The sequence below is a fragment of the Sphingomonas jatrophae genome (assembly GCF_900113315.1).
Taxonomy (GTDB): domain Bacteria; phylum Pseudomonadota; class Alphaproteobacteria; order Sphingomonadales; family Sphingomonadaceae; genus Sphingomonas_P; species Sphingomonas_P jatrophae.
Genome location: NZ_FOZG01000002.1, coordinates 1 through 16,531 on the forward strand (window position 1 = coordinate 1; position 16,531 = coordinate 16,531).

Here is a 16,531-nt window from a genome sequence, read left to right on the forward strand (position 1 = left end):
ACCGGCACCAACGGCACCGGCAGCGTCACCAACTCGGGCACGATCAGCACGACGGGCGAAGGCGCACGCGGCATCGACGTGACGGGCACGCAGGGCGCCACCGTCACCAACTCGGGTCGGATCACGACTGCCGGCCTCAACGCAGAAGCGATCCGCGCGACGGCGCCGGCGGGCGCGAACGTCACTGTCGCGAACAGCGGCAGCGTCGCCACCAGCGGTGAAGGTGCAACCGGCATCCTGGCGATCGGCGACACTGTCACCATCACTGGCAATGGCACCGTCGCGACAACCGGGATGATGGCAGACGGCATCAATGCCAATGCAGCTGCAGGTCCGCTTTCGATCACCACGGGTGGCGTGTCCACGTCGGGCCAAGGAAGCGTCGGCATCCGTGCCACCAGCGCGACCGGCGCCACCACCACGACCATCGGCGGCCCGGTCACGACCACGGGACTGGGCGCGACGGGGGTGCTCGCCCGCGGCACCGGCGATGTGGCGGTCGCGATCACGGGGCCGGTCTCGACCACCGGCGCGAATGCACTCGGCGTGGATGCAGCTTCGTCGGGCGGCAACGTGACGGTATCGGCCGCCGCGGTCACCACGCGGGGTGACGGCGCGACCGGGATCCTCGCGGCTGGGCCGCAGGCGGTCACCGTCACCGGCGGTGCGATCACCACAGGTGGGGCCAACGCGCAGGGTGTCGTCGCGAGCGGCGGCGACGCTGTGGCGGTGACCACGGGCGAGATCTCCACCACGGGCGTCGCGAGCAACGGCATCCGTGCGGCCTCGACCGGCGGATCGACGACGGTGCGCAGCGGCGCGATCACGACGCGCGGTGCGACCTCCACGGGCGTCCTGGCGCTTGGCGCCGGCGACGTCGCCATCACGGCCAATGGTCCGATCACCACCGCCGGCGCAGAGTCGCAGGGCGTCAACGCGGTCTCGACCGCGGGCAACGTGACCGTTGCGACCGGCGCGATCACCACCACCGGCGATGTCTCCTCCGGCATCATCGCAACCGGTCCGCAGGCAGTGACCGTCACCAGCGGCGCGGTCACCACCAGCGGCGCGAGCTCGTCCGGCATCCTTGCGGACGGCGGGACCGCTGTTTCGGTCACCGCCAACGGTGCGATCTCGACCGCCGGCTTCAACGGCGTCGGCATCCGTGCGACCTCGACTGGTGGCCCGGTTCAGGTCGTCGCCACAGGCCCGATCAGCACGCGCGGTGAGACCGGTAACGGCATCCTCGCCAGCGGCACGGGCAATGTCACCGTCAACGCGTCCGCCCCGATCACGACGGCAGGCCTGAATGCCAGCGGCGTGCGTGCCTTCTCCACGGGCGGCCCTGTCGCGGTGACGACGGCAGCGATCACGACCGCCGGCGATGGCGGCACCGGCATCTTCGCGAGTGGCCCCCAGGCGGTCAGCGTGACCAGCGGCGCAATCACCACCGCCGGTGCAACTGCGTCCGGTATCGTCGCCGAAGGCGGCCCGGTGACGATCGCGGCAAACGGCGCGATCGCGACCACGGGGGCGAACAGCCTAGGCGTGCAGGCTATTGCCACCGGGCCCCTCGCCATCAGGACGGGCACTGTCTCGACCCGCGGTGCAGGCTCGATCGGTGTCTCGGCGACCGGCAGTCAGACGGTGCAGGTGACCACCGGCGCGGTGATGACGGCCGGCACCGATGCCGGCGCGATCCTGGCGCAGGGCGGCGATGCGGTGAGCGTTGCGGCGAACGGCACGATCTCCACCACCGGCAACAATTCAGCTGCTGTTCGTGCCACTTCCGCTCGCGGACCGGTTACGGTGACGACCGGGGCCGTTACGACCAACGGTGCCGGATCTACCGGCATCCTTGCAGCCGGCCCGCAGGCAGTCACAGTGACTGCCGGTGCGGTCACCACCGCTGGCGTCGATACGCCGGCGATCAGCGCCACGAGCAGCGCCGGCCCGGTAACGGTGACGGCACAGAGCGTACGGGCGACCGGCGCCGGCTCGCGCGGCATCGTGGCCACGGGCGTACAGGCGGTGAACGTCACCTCCGGTGCGGCGTCCGCGGTCAACGTGCCGGCCATTGAGGCGACGAGCAGCGGCGGGGCGGCGTCGGTGACGCTGAACGGCGCGGCGACGACCGGAACGGGCAATGCAGTGCTCGTCAGCGGCGGCACTACCGCCAACCTGACGCTCGGCAGCGGCGGTTCGCTGGCGAGCGGCACGGGCGGCGCTCGCCTGACCTCGGCGACGGGTTCGACCGTCAACAATGGCGGCACCATCACCGGCAATGCCACCGGCCCGATCGTGACCGCAGTGGGCGGCCCGCTGACCTTCAACAATAGCGGCAACTTCACCGGTACGATCGGCTTCACCGGTGGCAACGATGTCCTGGTGAACTCGGGCACCTACCGCGCTCTGTTCAATCAGGATTTCGGCGCCGGCACCGATCGCTTCACCAACACCGGCACCTTCCTAGTGCTGCCAGGCGCGACCGCGCCAGGCACGGTGGCGCTGACCGGGCTGGAAACGTTCAACAACTCCGGTCTGATCGATCTGCGGAACGGCCGCGCGGGCGACGTGCTCTCCACCTCGGGTACGTTCACCGGCACGGGCAACAGCACGCTGGGGATCGACATCACGATCAACGGTGCTTCTTCTGCCGCCGATCGCTTCAACGTGGGCGGCGCGCTGACCGGCGTCACCCAGCTGCAGCTCAACCTCAACGGATCGACGCCGGCGCTCACCTCCGGGCTGATCTTCGCGCAGGGTGGTGCCGGCACCTCGGCGACAGCCTTCAACGCGCCGCAGTCGACGTTCAACATCGGGTTGGTGCGCTACGACATCCGCTTCAACGCGGCGGATAACAGCTTCGCGCTGGTCGGTACGCCGGGTGACACGGTGTATCGCACGCTCCGGATCGGCGAAGCAGCGCAACAGCTGTGGCATCGTTCCGCCGATGCGGTCGGCGCCCAGCTGGCGGAGCTGCGCGATGCCAAGTTCGGCGGGTATAGCGAGAATGGTGGGCGCCTCTGGCTCCAGATGTATGGCCAGTCCCATTATCGCGACGGCGGCCAGTCGGTCACCGCCTTCGGCCTCACCCGCACGGTCGATCTGAGCTACAAACAGGATACGTTCGGCGGGCAGATCGGGCTCGGTATCGGTGCGGGCGGCGATGGCGCGATCGCCTTCGGTGTCACCGGCGGTTACCAGAGCTCCGACGTGAAGTTCGCCTTCTCCTCGGATCGGGCGCGCTTCGATGCGGTGAACGTCGGCGCCTATGCCAGCTTCCAGTCGGGTGGCCTGTTCGCCAACGTGCTCGGCAAGTATGACTACTACTGGATCGAAGCGAACAGCATCACTGCCGGCATAGGCGACAAGTTCCGCGGCGAGAGCTACGGCGTGCAGGGAGAGGCCGGGTTCCGGATCGGCGGAGATCGCTTCTACGCCGAACCGGTTGCCACGCTCGCCTACGTGCGCACCGACCTGAACGACTTCCGTGTCCCGGGCGCGACGATCGACTTCGATCGGTTCGATGGCCTCCGCGGTAAGGCTGGTCTGCGCGTGGGCAGCAGGATCGACTTCGGCAACGGAGCGACCGCGATCGTCTACGCCCAGGGCAATTACGTCCACGAGTTCAAGGGCAAGGACGGCATTGCCTTCTCGACCGGTGGCGCCCCGCTCAGCTTCCGCAATCGCCCGATCGGTGATTACGGGCAGGGCAAGCTGGGCGTGAGCATCGGCGGTGCAGGCGGCGTCAGCGGTTTCGTCGAGGGCTTCGGCAACGCGGGCGGCAACTACAAGGGCGGCGGCGGCCGCGCGGGGATCCGGCTCAAGTTCTGAGCCGGCAGCCCTGAAGCGGGATCCTCCGCTGACCCGCAAACAGCCGCCGCCCGGGCCGTCATGGTACGGGCGGCGGTTTGCATTGAGAGTATAACTCTGCGCCTTGTCGGCGAGTGCCGAGGAGCGTGCCACAACCTTCACATTAGCGGGCAAAGCTCCGGAGCAGGCACGCACCAAGACGGCAGCCGCTGCTTCCGCCTCTACAAACCAGACTGTGATCGGTGCCACGGCCGAGTTCAGTGGTTTGCTGACCACCGTTCAGCAACTCGCATTACGCCAAACGCATAGCTTGCCTTCGCAAGCACGGCGGTGTTGCTTGAGCCACGATCGGGCGCGAAGATTTGCCAGCCGTCCGGCCTAGATAAGAGCGCAGCTGTGAGGGGTGCCGATCGGCTGGCGGAGACGGAGGGATTCGAACCCTCGGTACGGGTTAACCCCGTACGGCGGTTTAGCAAACCGCTGGTTTCAGCCACTCACCCACGTCTCCGGGTCGGCGTCGCAGCGCCCTAGCAGCGCCGGGCGGCGGGATCAACGGGCGGACGGACGTGAAAAGGACTCAAGCCGGCGCGCATTCATGGACGGGCAAGGCAAGGGCGCGCTATCCGCTCTTGTTCCAGGGTCTTCCGGGGGGAAGCGATGCCGACTGCCAAGTTCGTCCGTGCCGCAGCCGCTGCCGCGCTGCTGATCGCAGCGCCGGCGCTAGCGCAGGTTCGCACGGTGGATCCGAACGCAGCGATGCGCGGCGATCTGGCGCCGGTGCCGGCTGGTGAGGCTGCCTATGGCACCAAAGGGGTTTCCGCCGAGCCGACCCGACAGACTGCGCCCGAGCCCGCTTTCTCTAGCGAGCCGCCCGCCGCGACGGTCGCCGGCAGCGCGTCCGCCGAGAGCGAGCGGATGACCACGCAGGAGGCGCTGGCCTCCGCCGCGGCGGACGATCCCACGCGCACCTATCAGCGCGACGACCTCCTCTCCGCGGCGGAGGGCGTGTTCGGGAAGGGCGCAGAGGGGCTTGCTCGCATTCTGGAAGACATCCTGAAGAAGCAGGGGCAGCCCTCCGCCTACATCGGCGGGCGCGAAGTGGGCGGCGCGTTCGTCGCCGGGCTGCGCTATGGATCGGGCACGCTGCACCATAAGGTGGAAGGCGACATGCCGGTCTACTGGACGGGGCCGTCGCTCGGCTTCGACTTTGGCGGTAATGGCGCCAAGTCGTTCGTGCTGGTCTACAACCTTTATGACACGGCGGACCTCTTCAACCGCTTCCCGCAGGCGGAGGGCGCCGCCTATATCGTCGGCGGCTTCACCGCGAGCTATCTGCGCCGCGGCGATATCGTGCTGATCCCGATCCGGCTCGGCGTCGGATGGCGGCTCGGCGCGAATGTCGGCTACATGCGGTTCAGCCGGAAGGCGAAGGTGTCGCCGTTCTGAGCCGGGCCGGCGACGCTTAGGTTGACAAAGTTGACACTTAGAGGCCCTTTTCCGACTAGTTGGTGGGCGGCCCCTATCTCTTTTGTCTACAACGGGTTACCCGCACTTCCTCAGTCCGCATTGTCGAAGCGCCGGATTTCGACGGACGCTTCGTCGAAGCCGTCGAGCAGGCGTGCGTTGACGCCCATCCTGCCGAAGTCTTCGCCAAGCGTGGCCCAGTGCGTGCCGCAGCCGCATGTCGGGCAATGATGGATGCCGATCATGCGATCGCCCCAGACATAAGCGACCGTCTCGCCCGTGATGCTTACATCATCTGGCGGGAAATAGGCGACGCGCCAGGCAAGTCGCCGGCAGAGCGAACAATTGCAGTCGGCCACCCATTCGGGCCTGTGCGGAAGCTCGATCCGCACGTTTCCGCAGTGGCAGCTTCCCTGTACGGCCATGGCGGATGGTAGGCGCCACTGCCGATATCCCGCAAGTGCGCCGAGCGATGTGCCCGCAGCGGGCAGCAAGCGTCAGGCAGGCCGGTAGGTCGATTCGAAGCGGATCGGCCGTCCGGTGGCGGCCGTAGCCAGCGTGCCGTCCCACATGACACGGTGGCCGCGCAGGATGGTGCCGATCGGGCGGCCGGTGAGCGGCATGCCCTCGAACGGGGACCAGCCGCAGCGCGAGGCGAGCCAGTCACCCGTTACGGTCCAGCGAGCCTTCAGGTCGACGACGGTGAAGTCGGCGTCATAGCCGACCGCGATCCGGCCCTTGCCGACGAGGCCGAAAATGCGTTGCGGCCCGCTCGCCATCAGGTCGACAAGCCGGGCGAGGGTGAGGCGGCCTTCGGCGACATGGTTGAGCATGAGCGGCACGATGGTCTGCACGCCCGGCATGCCGGACGGCGACTCAGGATAGGGCTTTGCCTTCTCCTCGCGCGTGTGCGGTGCGTGATCGGAGCCGAGCACGTCGGCGGCGCCCTGCCCCAACCAGTGCCACAGCCCGTCCCGGTGTGCGGCGGAGCGGATCGGTGGGTTCATCTGCGCGAAGCTGCCGAGGCGTGGATAAGCGTCCTCCGCGGCCAGCGTCAGGTGCTGCGGAGTCAGCTCGCAGGTGGCGATGTCCTTGTTCTGCGCCAGCAGCTCCAGCTCGGCCGGTGTGGTGACGTGGAGAACGTGGATGCGGCGCCCCGTCTTCCGCGCGAGCGCGAGGATGCGGCGGGTGGCGAGCATCGCGCTCTCATCGTCGCGCCAGACGGGATGACTGGAGGGATCGCCCGCGACGCGCTCGCCGCTCCGCGCCTGCATCCGCGCCTCGTCCTCGGCATGGATGGCAACGCGGCGCTGGCCCGAGCGCAGCACGCGTTCCAGCGCGGCATCCTCGGACACGAGCAGATCGCCGGTGGACGCGCCCATGAAGATCTTGACGCCCGCAGTGCCGGGCAGCCGCTCCAGCTCGGCCAGCTGCTCGGCATTGGCGGCGGTGGCGCCGACGTAGAAAGCGTGATCGCACCACATGCGGTCGCGCGCGCGGGTGAGCTTGTCGTTCACGGCGTCCGCGCTGTCGGTGTTGGGCTTGGTGTTCGGCATCTCGAACACGGCAGTAACGCCGCCCAGCACCGCGGCACGGCTGCCGCTTTCCAGATCCTCCTTCGCCTCCAGCCCCGGCTCGCGGAAATGGACCTGGCTGTCGATCAGGCCCGGCAGCACCATCAGGCCGGCGCAGTCGATCGTCTCGCCCGCATCGCCGGCAACGCCGATCGCAGCGATCCGCCCGCCTCGCACGCCGACGCTGGTTTCGACCGGGCCACCCGGCGTCCACACGGTGCCGTTCTTCAGGAGGAGATCATAGGTCGGCATCGACGCTTCCTTTCGGTGGCCCCGCTCCCTACCTCCGCGGCATGACCGGCACCACCCTCCCCGACCGCGCCCTTCTCCGTCTCTCGGGAGAGGATGTGCGCGGCTTCCTCCAGGGCCTCGTCACTAACGATGTGGCCGGGCCGCTGCCCGTCTGGGCGGGGTTGCTGACGGCGCAGGGCAAGGCGCTGTTCGATTTCCTCGTGTGGAGCGATCCCGAGGGCGGCGAGGACGTGCTGATCGACTGCGAGGCCCCGCAGGCCGATGCGCTTGCGCGGCGGCTGACGCTCTATCGCCTGCGCCGCGCCATCGCGATCGCACGGGACGAGACGCTGGCGGTGCATTGGTCGGCCGACGGCAATGTCGGCAGCGCGGATCCGCGGCTGCCCGCGCTTGGCCGGCGCTGGCTGGCGCCCGGCGGCGCGGCGGCGGAGGGCTGGGACGCGCACAGGCTGGCGCTGGGCGTGGCCGAGGGCGTCGCCGAGCTCGGCTCCGACAAGACCTTATGGCTGGAGGCGAATGCCGCGGAGCTGGGCGGCGTCAGCTTCGGCAAGGGCTGCTATGTCGGCCAGGAAAATACGGCGCGGATGAACTGGCGGCAGAAGGTCAATCGCCGCATCGCCGTGCTGCGGGTGGACGCCGCGCCCGAGGATGCGCGCGCCTGGTATCCGGATCTCGGGCTGGCGGTCGTCCACCGCCGCGTCGAGGCGCTGAGGGCCGAGGCGGCGCTGGTGCGGCCCGACTGGCTGGACGCCGCGCTCTCCGCCGAGCCGGCCTGACCCGGCGGGGAGCGTCGGCAGGCGATCAGTCCTTCCGGTCGCGCGCCTCGTCGGCCGTCTCGTCGCCGAGCTGGTTGGCGCCGTGATAGGCCTTGCCGCTCTGGCCGCCGTCAAAGCCTTCGCCGCCCGCGTCGTTCGGATAGGCCTTGCCCTGCGACTGGCCGCCGCTCGCCATCTGGCTGTCGACGTCCTTGCCGTCGCCCGACTGATTGCCGCCGCCATCGACCGGCATCTTCACCTTGTCCGTCATTTCGATTCTCCTTCATCGGGAGAACCAGCGAGCCTTGGACCCCGTTCCGGGGCCCAGCGTGGCTGTAGTTCTTGCGACGGCGTGCGCCGATCAACAGCGATACGCCACAGGCCGAACAGCGCGAAACCAGCCCAGAGGACGTTGAGCGCGGCGGACGGCATCGCGCCATTATAGCCGGAGTTGAGGACGAACCCGGCCGCACCGACGAGGTTGAGCCACTGATAACTGGCCGACCGCGCCGTCACGCGGCCGAGCGTCAGCAGCACGTAGCTGAGCAGGATCATGCCCGCCGCCGCCCAGCCGACGACGGCGACACAGGTGGCGAAGGGGAGAGACAAGCTCATCGCCGCCCTCCCCTTGCCCGATCAGGCCGCCAGCTTGCGCAGCACGTAGGGCAGGATGCCGCCGTTGAGGAAATATTCCAGCTCGTTCACCGTATCGATGCGGCAGCGGGTGGCGAAGGTCTCGCTCGTGCCGTCGGCGCGGGTGAGCGTGACCTGCACTTCCTGACGCGGGCGCAGGCCTGCCACGCCGGAGATGGAAAAGGTCTCCGTGCCGTCAAGGTTCAGCGTCTTGCGATCGATGCCCTCGGCGAACTGGAGCGGCAGGATGCCCATGCCGACGAGGTTCGAGCGGTGGATGCGCTCGAAGCTCTCGGCGATGACGGCGCGGACGCCGAGCAGCATCGTGCCCTTGGCCGCCCAGTCGCGCGACGAGCCGGTGCCATATTCCTTGCCCGCGACGACGACGAGCGCGGTGCCCTCGTCCTTATACTTCATCGCCGCGTCGTAGATCGCCATCACCTCGCCCGACGGAATGTGCTTGGTCATGCCGCCTTCGATGCCGGGGATCATCTCGTTCTTGATGCGGATGTTGGCGAAGGTGCCGCGCATCATCACTTCATGGTTGCCGCGGCGCGCGCCGTAGCTGTTGAAGTCCGCTCGGCTGACCTGATGCTCGTTCAGGTAGCGGCCGGCGGGGCTGTCCGCCTTGATCGAGCCGGCCGGCGAGATGTGGTCCGTCGTGATCGAGTCGGCGAAGACGGCGAGCGGGCGAGCATCGGTGATGTCGAACACGGGCTTCGGCGTCATCTCCATGCCGACGAAGTAGGGCGGGTTCTGCACGTAGGTGGAGCCCGACGACCAGTTGTAGGTGTCGGATCCCTCGACCGCGATGGCGCGCCACTTGCGATCGCCCTCGAAGACGTTGGCGTAGCGCGTGCGATACATCTCGCTGTCGATCACCGAGGTGATGATGTCGGTCACCTCCTGGTTGGTCGGCCAGATGTCCTTGAGGAAAACGGGCTTGCCGTCCTTACCCTCGCCGATCGGGGCCGTGGTGATGTCGTCGCGCACGGTGCCCTTCAGCGCATAGGCGACGACGAGCGGCGGCGAGGCGAGGAAGTTGGCGCGCACGTCGGGCGAGACGCGGCCCTCGAAGTTGCGGTTGCCGGACAGGACGGAGGCGGCGACGATGTCGTTCTCGTTGATCGCCTTGCTGATCGGCGTGGCGAGCGGGCCCGAATTGCCGATGCAGGTGGTGCAGCCATAGCCGACGAGGTTGAAGCCGACCGCGTCGAGATCGTCCGAGAGCTTCGACTTGTTGAGATAATCGGTGACGACCTGCGACCCGGGCGCGAGCGAGGTCTTGACCCAGGGCTTGGGCTTCAGGCCCAGCGCATTGGCCTTGCGCGCGACGAGGCCGGCGGCAACCAGCACGTTCGGGTTGGACGTGTTGGTGCAGCTGGTGATCGCGGCGATGACGACGTCGCCATGGCCGATGTCATGGCCGAGCCCGTCGACGTCGACGCGCTGGTCGCTCTCGCCCGACTTCTTGTAGCCCTTGGCCAGCTCCGAATTGAAATTGTCGTCGACGTGGGCGAGCAGCACGCGGTCCTGCGGGCGCTTGGGGCCGGCGAGCGACGGCTGCACCGTGCTCATGTCGAGCTGGAGCACGTCGGTGAACACCGGATCGGGCAGCGACGTGTCGCGCCAGAAGCCCTGCGCCTTGGCATAGGCCTCGACCAGATCGATCTGCCACTCGTCACGGCCGGTGAGGCGCAGATAGTTGATCGTCGCCTGATCGACCGGGAAGAAGCCGCAGGTGGCGCCATATTCGGGGGCCATGTTGGCGATCGTCGCGCGGTCCGCGAGGCTGAGCGAATCGAGGCCGGGACCGTAGAATTCGACGAAGCGGCCGACGACGCCCTTGGCGCGCAGCATCTGCGTGACGGTGAGCACGAGGTCGGTGGCGGTGATGCCCTCGGCCAGCGTGCCGGTCAGCTGGAAGCCGACCACCTCGGGGATGAGCATGGAGACGGGCTGGCCGAGCATCGCCGCTTCCGCCTCGATGCCGCCGACGCCCCAGCCGAGCACGCCGAGGCCGTTGACCATCGTGGTGTGGCTGTCCGTGCCGACCAGCGTGTCGGGATAGGCGACAATGGCGCCATCGGCATCGTTCGAGGTCCACACCGTCTTGGCGAGATTCTCGAGATTCACCTGGTGGCAGATGCCCGTGCCCGGCGGCACCACCTTGAAATTGTCGAGCGCCTTGGAGCCCCAGCGCAGGAACTCGTAGCGCTCCATGTTGCGCTCATATTCGAGGTCAACATTCTCCTGCGCCGCCTGCGGCGTGCCGAAGGCGTCGACCATCACCGAGTGATCGATGACGAGGTGGACGGGCACCTGCGGATTGATCTTCTGCGCGTCGCCGCCCAGCTTGTTCATCGCATCGCGCATCGCCGCCAGATCGACGACGCAGGGAACACCGGTGAAATCCTGCATCAGCACGCGGGCCGGGCGATACTGAATCTCCCGCTCGCTGGTGCGATCCTTCACCCAGTCGATGATCGCCTGCACGTCGGCGACCGAGACGGTCTTGCCATCCTCGAAGCGGAGCATGTTCTCCAGCAGCACCTTCATCGAGAAGGGCAGGCGGGAGATGTCACCCAGCTGCTCGGCGGCCTTCGCCAGCGAATAATAGGCGACCGACTTGCCGCCGACCTCCATCGTTGAACGGGTGGAGAGCGTGTCCTGTCCGACGGCGGTCATGGCTGGGCCTCATGCTGCAAATGCGTTGTCGCGGGGGCGCATAGCAAGGGGGAACCACATGCGAAAGGCCGCCGACATGGCGGCAACGTGAACGGGACGTAGTTTCCCGTTCACGCAACCGGTCGGGCACCGCCCCGTTCTGTCGCCGTCGTCCATCACGGACAGGAGAAGGACATCATGCGAAAGCTCATTCTCGCCGCCGCCGCCCTCGCCACGGTGACCCCCGCGATCGCGGTGGAAGCGCAGCCCGGCCGTGAATATCGCCAGGACATGCGCGAGGCCCGTCAGGAGTATCGCCGCGACCTGCGCAATGCCGACAGCCGCCGCGACGTGCGCGAGGCGCGACGCGATTATCGCGACAACGTGCGCGATGCCCGCCAGGATCGTCGCGAGAACTGGCGCAACTATCGCAACTATGACTGGAACCGCCCCGGCAATGGCGGGCGCTATTATGCCGACAATTACTACCGCGATGGCCGCTACTACCAGCCGCGCCGCCTGTCGGCCAACGACCGGATCTACCGTGGGCGGAACGGGCAATATTATTGCCGCCGCAATGACGGCACCACCGGCCTGCTGATCGGCGCACTGGGCGGCGGCGTGCTGGGCAACGTCATCGCGCCGGGCAACAGCGACCTGCTGGGCACCGTGCTGGGTGCGGCGGGCGGCGGCCTGCTCGGTCGGCAGATCGACCGCAACAACGTCCGTTGCCGATAAACTGCGCAGAAGCGGCGGCTTGACGGCCGCCGCTCACGCCACCTAACCTTCCCCTCGATGGCCTGCCCGGATGGGGATCCGGCGGGCATCGGGGGGATGTTCATGACAAGGCGGTTGAAGCGGCCGGTTGCGGCCGCGCTGTGGGTGTGCGCGCTCGGCTTCGCTGCACCGGCCATGGCGCAGGAGAAATCGGCGACGCGCGAGGGCTTCACCCTGCCCGCATCGGCCAAGGCACGCATCCTGCTGTTCCGCCCGCGCGTGCGCGTCGGTTCGCAATCGACCGGCGGCATGTTCGAGCCGAATGCCGACTGGACGGAGCAGTCGAAGCGCAACCTCGTGACGGCGCTCGGCGCGGCGCAGAACAAGCTCGGCCACACGATCGTCACCGCGGATGAGCCGGTCGGCCCCGCAGCGGCCACGCTCGCCGCCTATCGCGCGCTGTTCGCCACCGTCGCGGATGCGGTGATCACCTATCAATTCTTCCCTGGCAACCGTCTACCGACGAAGAAGCGGAAGGGCGCGGCCTTTGCCTGGACGCTCGGCCCCGGCGTGCGCGACGTGCCGGGCGCGGCGGATGCGGATTATATCCTGTTCCTCGATACGGAGGACCAGTTCGGATCGACCGGCCGCAAGGTGGCGCAGCTCTTCGCCGCGGGTCTCGGCGTCGGGATCACCTCCGGCGTGCATAGCGGCTTTGCCGGCCTCGTCGATGCGCGCACCGGCGATCTGCTGTGGCTCAACGCCGACCGCCAGATGGGCGGCGACGTGCGCGAGGCGGCCGGTGCGGCGAAGCGGATGGCGCAGCTGCTTGAGGACTTCCCGGGAAGCGTGCCGGCGGTGAAGGTCGCCGCGGCGGGAGCGGCCAAGTGATCGCGCGCGCGGCGCTGGCGGCCATGCTGGCCCTGGCCGCGCCCGCGCTCGCCGCACCCAAGGCAAAGCTGGCCGCCCTACCCCCCTATGCCGGCGCGTACCAGCCACAGACGGTGGATGAGCGAGGCCAGTGGGCCGAGGCGGACGAGGATGAGCGGCAGCTGCGCGACTCGGCAGCCGTGGTGACCGATCCGGCGCTGAACGCCTATGTGCGCCGCGTGCTGTGCAACGCCGTCGGCGACGATCGCTGCGCATCCGTCCGCATCTACATCCTGCGCGTGCCCGTCTTCAACGCGAGCATGTCGGCCAACGGGACGATGCGCGTCTATACCGGCCTGCTGCTGCGCGTTCGCAGCGAGGCGGAACTGGCGGCGGTGCTGGGACACGAATTCGGTCATTTCGAGGAGCGCCACGTTCTCGCCGGGTTCCGGGCGGCGCGCACCGCGACCGACCTGACAACGTGGCTGACGCTCGCGGGCGGCTATGCCGCGGTCAGCACGGCAGCGACCAGCCACACCATCGCAGGCAACTTCTATGCTTATGGTCGCGATCAGGAGCGTGCGGCCGACCGTCTCGCCTTCAGCTACACCGCCGCATCGCGCTATCGCCCGGGCGCAGCGGCGGACGTGTGGACGCGCGTGATGGACGAGAATGACGCAACCTCGCTCGGTCGCCATCAGCGCAGCCAGCGCTACGACAAGGTGGCTTTCTTCGCCTCCCACCCCGCCCCGCTTGAGCGGACCGTCACGCTGCGCGAACTGGCGCGCAAGGATGGCGACGACGGGGAGGACGCCACCGACACCTATGCGGCGGCGCTGGCGACGTGGCGGCCGCAATTCCTGACCGACCAGATCAAGCTGAACGATTTTGGCGGCACCGAATATCTGCTCGCCCAGTTGGCGAAGGATGGCTGGACCCCGGACCTGCTGTTCGCCCGCGGGGAGCTTTACCGCCAGCGTGGCAATCCGCGCGATCTGGTCAGTGCCGCCGGCTTCTACCGCGAGGCGATCGCCAAGGGCGATGCCGATCCGCTGGCGCAGCGCGGGCTGGGCCTTGCGTTGCTCCGCTCGGGCGACGCCGCTGCCGGGCGGCAGGCGCTGACCGACTATCTCACGCTCCGCCCCGATTGCGAGGATGCGGCCATGCTCCGCAGCCTCGCCGCCGCACAATGAGGCCCGCCATGATCCGCACCGTGACCGCCGCCGCGCTGATCGCGCTCGCCACGCCCGCAATCGCCGGCAACACGCTTGTCCCCGCAGGCGTGCCCGCCGCCGTCGCCAAGTCGACGTTGACCGTTACGCCCGCTGCCGAATGGAACCGCCTCGGCGCGCGGCCGGGGCGGGCGGCGGAGACGTGGACGCTGGACGGCGACACGCTGAACGATCTCACCTTCTATGGCGGGATCGAGACGGGCCAGCCGATCGTCCGCGAGGTTTCGCGCAAATCGAAGCCGCTGCCGCACTTCTCCTCCACCATGCTGCCAACCGACCTGCCGGCGCTGCTGGAGGCGAGCTACCGCATCTCGCTCGACACCCCGCTGGTCGAGATCGGCACCGTCGAACCGACGACCTTTGCCGGCGCGAGCGGCGTGCACTTCACCTACAGCTTCACCAACCCGGCCGACGACGTGCGCCGCCGCGGCGAGGCATGGGCCGCGGTGATCGACCGCAGGCTCTACATGGCCAGCTTCGAGGCACCCGCGCTGCATTTCTTCGATGCCGGGATCGAGGGCGCCCGCAAGGTGGTGGCGACGGCGAAGCTGGTGCCCCAAGGCCGCTGACGCCCCCTTCCCCATTCGGCGCCCCGCCTGCTAGGGCCCGCGGCCATGACCCCGCTCGACAAGATCCGCAACTTTTCCATCATCGCGCACATCGACCATGGCAAATCGACGCTGGCGGATCGGCTGATCCAGCGCACCGGCGGCCTGACCGAGCGCGAAATGTCGGCCCAGGTGCTCGACAACATGGATATCGAGAAGGAGCGCGGCATCACGATCAAGGCGCAAACCGTGCGCCTCGACTATAAGGGCTATGTCCTCAACCTGATGGACACGCCGGGCCATGTCGACTTCGCCTATGAGGTGTCGCGCAGCCTGGCCGCGTGCGAAGGCGCGCTGCTGGTCGTCGATGCGGCGCAGGGCGTCGAGGCGCAGACGCTGGCCAATGTCTACCAGTCGATCGAGCATGATCACGAGATCGTGCCCGTCATCAACAAGATCGACCTGCCCGCCGCCGAGCCCGACAAGGTCAAGGCCGAGATCGAGGACATTATCGGCCTGCCCGCCGACGATGCGGTGCTCGCCTCCGCCAAGTCGGGCATCGGCATCGACGAGATCCTCGACGCGATCGTCACGCGCATCCCGCCGCCCAAGGGTGATGTCGACAAGCCGCTGACCGCGATGCTGGTGGACAGCTGGTACGATCCGTATCTCGGCGTCGTCATCCTCGTCCGCGTGGTGGATGGCGTGCTGAAGAAGGGGCAGCAGATCCGCTTCATGAATGCGGGCACGACGCACCTCGTCGACCGCGTCGGCTGCTTCCGCCCCAAAATCGAGCAGCTGAACGATCTCGGCCCCGGCGAGATCGGCTTCATCACCGCGCAGATCAAGGAGATCACCGAGACGCGCGTCGGCGACACCATCACGGACGCGAAGAAGCCCGCGGCGCAGGCGCTGCCCGGCTTCAAGGAAGTCCAGCCGGTGGTGTTCTGCGGCCTGTTCCCGACGGACGCCGCGGACTTCGAGAAACTGCGCGACAGTCTCGCCAAGCTCCGCCTGAACGACGCCAGCTTCTCGTTCGAGATGGAGACCTCCGCCGCACTCGGTTTCGGCTTCCGCTGCGGCTTCCTCGGCCTGCTGCACCTGGAGATCATCCAGGAGCGGCTGACGCGCGAATATGATCTCGACCTGATCACCACCGCGCCGTCGGTGGTCTACCGCATTGCGCTCAGTCACTCGAAGACCGAGGAAGCCAAGGTCATCGAGCTGCACAATCCAGCCGACATGCCGGATGCCAATCGCATCGAGATGATCGAGGAACCGTGGATCGAGGCCACCATCTACGTGCCCGACGAGTATCTCGGCTCGATCCTGAAGCTGTGCCAGGATCGCCGCGGCATCCAGAAGAACCTGACCTATGTCTCCGGCCGTGCGCAGCTGACCTATGAACTGCCGCTCAACGAGGTGGTGTTCGATTTCTACGATCGGCTGAAGAGCATCAGCCGCGGCTATGCCAGCTTCGACTATCATCAGATCGGCTACCGCGAGGGCGACCTCGTCAAGATGAGCATCCTCGTCAACGAGGAGCCGGTCGACGCGCTCAGCATGATCGTCCACCGCGGCACCGCCGAGACGCGCGGCCGCGGCATGTGCGAGCGGCTGAAGGACCTGATCCCGCGCCACCTGTTCAAGATCCCGATCCAGGCGGCGATCGGCGGCAAGGTGATCGCGCGCGAGACGATCGCGGCGATGCGCAAGGACGTGACCGCCAAATGCTATGGCGGCGACGCCTCCCGCAAACGCAAGCTCCTCGACAAGCAGAAGGAGGGCAAGAAGCGGATGCGCGAATATGGTTCGGTGAGCATCCCGCAGGAGGCGTTCATCGCGGCACTCAGGATGGGCGAGGAGTAAGCGGCTTCGTCGTTCGAGCACGCACTTCCATCGCGCCGTCTAGCGAAGCGCGCTGCTCGTCGGAGGACGGTCGCGCCTGTGGTACGCTGCGTTCAGGGGATAATCGTCGGTCGGGAATGATCGTCATCTCGGGG

The 16,531-nt window shown here is 67.9% G+C and carries 13 protein-coding genes and 1 tRNA gene; 8 read left to right on the forward strand and 6 right to left on the reverse strand.

Going from position 1 to position 16,531, the window contains the following annotated elements; all coding sequences use genetic code 11:
• The coding region (locus tag BM360_RS09210; protein WP_093313986.1) for an autotransporter outer membrane beta-barrel domain-containing protein at positions 1 to 3,837 on the forward strand (3,837 nt) is incomplete at its 5' end.
• Between the two features lie 394 nt (positions 3,838 to 4,231).
• Here the strand turns inward: BM360_RS09210 and BM360_RS09215 are convergent.
• Positions 4,232 to 4,324 (reverse strand) — tRNA-Ser (locus tag BM360_RS09215).
• Between the two features lie 149 nt (positions 4,325 to 4,473).
• Between BM360_RS09215 and BM360_RS09220 the strand changes: the two genes are divergently transcribed.
• Positions 4,474 to 5,262: a DUF1134 domain-containing protein gene (locus tag BM360_RS09220; protein WP_093313989.1), complete on the forward strand. Its 789-nt coding sequence runs from the start codon at positions 4,474 to 4,476 to the stop codon at positions 5,260 to 5,262.
• 110 nt (positions 5,263 to 5,372) lie between these two features.
• On the opposite strand, the gene BM360_RS09225 is transcribed toward BM360_RS09220, so the two are convergent.
• Positions 5,373 to 5,705, reverse strand: coding sequence for a GFA family protein (locus BM360_RS09225; RefSeq protein WP_093313991.1), 333 nt, complete (start codon positions 5,703 to 5,705; stop codon positions 5,373 to 5,375).
• A 72-nt stretch (positions 5,706 to 5,777) separates the two neighbouring features.
• Positions 5,778 to 7,106 (reverse strand): dihydroorotase, encoded by a 1,329-nt coding sequence (locus tag BM360_RS09230; protein WP_093313993.1) that lies wholly within the window; start codon positions 7,104 to 7,106, stop codon positions 5,778 to 5,780.
• A gap of 41 nt (positions 7,107 to 7,147) precedes the next feature.
• Here BM360_RS09230 and ygfZ point away from each other — a divergent pair, with 41 nt between their 5' ends.
• The gene (gene ygfZ, locus BM360_RS09235; protein WP_093313995.1) at positions 7,148 to 7,882 is read left to right on the forward strand and encodes a CAF17-like 4Fe-4S cluster assembly/insertion protein YgfZ; all 735 of its coding nucleotides are present in this window, start codon (positions 7,148 to 7,150) and stop codon (positions 7,880 to 7,882) included.
• 25 nt (positions 7,883 to 7,907) lie between these two features.
• On the opposite strand, the gene BM360_RS09240 is transcribed toward ygfZ, so the two are convergent.
• Genes BM360_RS09240 through acnA form a run of 3 tightly spaced genes read right to left on the reverse strand, consistent with a single transcriptional unit; the run spans position 7,908 to position 11,182 of the window.
• Positions 7,908 to 8,132, reverse strand: a complete 225-nt coding sequence (locus tag BM360_RS09240; protein ID WP_093313997.1) for a hypothetical protein — start codon at positions 8,130 to 8,132, stop codon at positions 7,908 to 7,910.
• The gene (locus BM360_RS09245; RefSeq protein WP_242653422.1) at positions 8,129 to 8,476 is read right to left on the reverse strand and encodes a CBU_0592 family membrane protein; all 348 of its coding nucleotides are present in this window, start codon (positions 8,474 to 8,476) and stop codon (positions 8,129 to 8,131) included. The genes BM360_RS09240 and BM360_RS09245 overlap by 4 nt, the downstream gene beginning before the upstream one ends.
• Before the next feature lie 21 nt (positions 8,477 to 8,497).
• A complete protein-coding gene (gene acnA, locus BM360_RS09250; RefSeq protein ID WP_093313999.1) occupies positions 8,498 to 11,182 on the reverse strand; it encodes an aconitate hydratase AcnA in 2,685 nt (894 codons plus the stop codon).
• Between the two features lie 177 nt (positions 11,183 to 11,359).
• On the opposite strand from acnA, the gene BM360_RS09255 reads away from it, so the two are divergent.
• The 5 genes from BM360_RS09255 (at position 11,360) to lepA (ending at position 16,397) form a co-directional block, all read left to right on the forward strand.
• Entirely contained in the window at positions 11,360 to 11,899 is a 540-nt protein-coding gene (locus tag BM360_RS09255) for a glycine zipper 2TM domain-containing protein (protein WP_093314001.1), read from the forward strand.
• A 102-nt stretch (positions 11,900 to 12,001) separates the two neighbouring features.
• Positions 12,002 to 12,769 carry a hypothetical protein gene (locus BM360_RS09260; RefSeq protein ID WP_165611267.1) on the forward strand — a complete coding sequence of 256 codons (768 nt, stop codon included), beginning with the start codon at positions 12,002 to 12,004 and terminating at the stop codon, positions 12,767 to 12,769.
• Positions 12,766 to 13,941: a M48 family metallopeptidase gene (locus tag BM360_RS09265; RefSeq protein ID WP_242653423.1), complete on the forward strand. Its 1,176-nt coding sequence runs from the start codon at positions 12,766 to 12,768 to the stop codon at positions 13,939 to 13,941. Before BM360_RS09260 ends, BM360_RS09265 begins: the two co-directional genes overlap by 4 nt.
• A gap of 8 nt (positions 13,942 to 13,949) precedes the next feature.
• Positions 13,950 to 14,549 (forward strand): hypothetical protein, encoded by a 600-nt coding sequence (locus BM360_RS09270; protein WP_242653424.1) that lies wholly within the window; start codon positions 13,950 to 13,952, stop codon positions 14,547 to 14,549.
• A 45-nt stretch (positions 14,550 to 14,594) separates the two neighbouring features.
• Complete coding sequence (gene lepA / locus BM360_RS09275) at positions 14,595 to 16,397, forward strand: translation elongation factor 4 (RefSeq protein ID WP_093314004.1); 1,803 nt, start codon at positions 14,595 to 14,597, stop codon at positions 16,395 to 16,397.
• Positions 16,398 to 16,531: the final 134 nt, after the last annotated feature.

Bases quoted from the DNA above. Each gene is read 5' to 3' on its own strand.
- BM360_RS09245 (WP_242653422.1), bottom strand. From the start codon at position 8,476: ATGAGCTTGTCTCTCCCCTTCGCCACCTGTGTCGCCGTCGTCGGCTGG.
- BM360_RS09230 (WP_093313993.1), bottom strand. From the start codon at position 7,106: ATGCCGACCTATGATCTCCTCCTGAAGAACGGCACCGTGTGGACGCCG.
- BM360_RS09225 (WP_093313991.1), bottom strand. From the start codon at position 5,705: ATGGCCGTACAGGGAAGCTGCCACTGCGGAAACGTGCGGATCGAGCTT.
- BM360_RS09240 (WP_093313997.1), bottom strand. From the start codon at position 8,132: ATGACGGACAAGGTGAAGATGCCGGTCGATGGCGGCGGCAATCAGTCG.
- BM360_RS09220 (WP_093313989.1), top strand. From the start codon at position 4,474: ATGCCGACTGCCAAGTTCGTCCGTGCCGCAGCCGCTGCCGCGCTGCTG.
- ygfZ (WP_093313995.1), top strand. From the start codon at position 7,148: ATGACCGGCACCACCCTCCCCGACCGCGCCCTTCTCCGTCTCTCGGGA.
- acnA (WP_093313999.1), bottom strand. From the start codon at position 11,182: ATGACCGCCGTCGGACAGGACACGCTCTCCACCCGTTCAACGATGGAG.
- BM360_RS09260 (WP_165611267.1), top strand. From the start codon at position 12,002: ATGACAAGGCGGTTGAAGCGGCCGGTTGCGGCCGCGCTGTGGGTGTGC.
- lepA (WP_093314004.1), top strand. From the start codon at position 14,595: ATGACCCCGCTCGACAAGATCCGCAACTTTTCCATCATCGCGCACATC.
- BM360_RS09270 (WP_242653424.1), top strand. From the start codon at position 13,950: ATGATCCGCACCGTGACCGCCGCCGCGCTGATCGCGCTCGCCACGCCC.
- BM360_RS09255 (WP_093314001.1), top strand. From the start codon at position 11,360: ATGCGAAAGCTCATTCTCGCCGCCGCCGCCCTCGCCACGGTGACCCCC.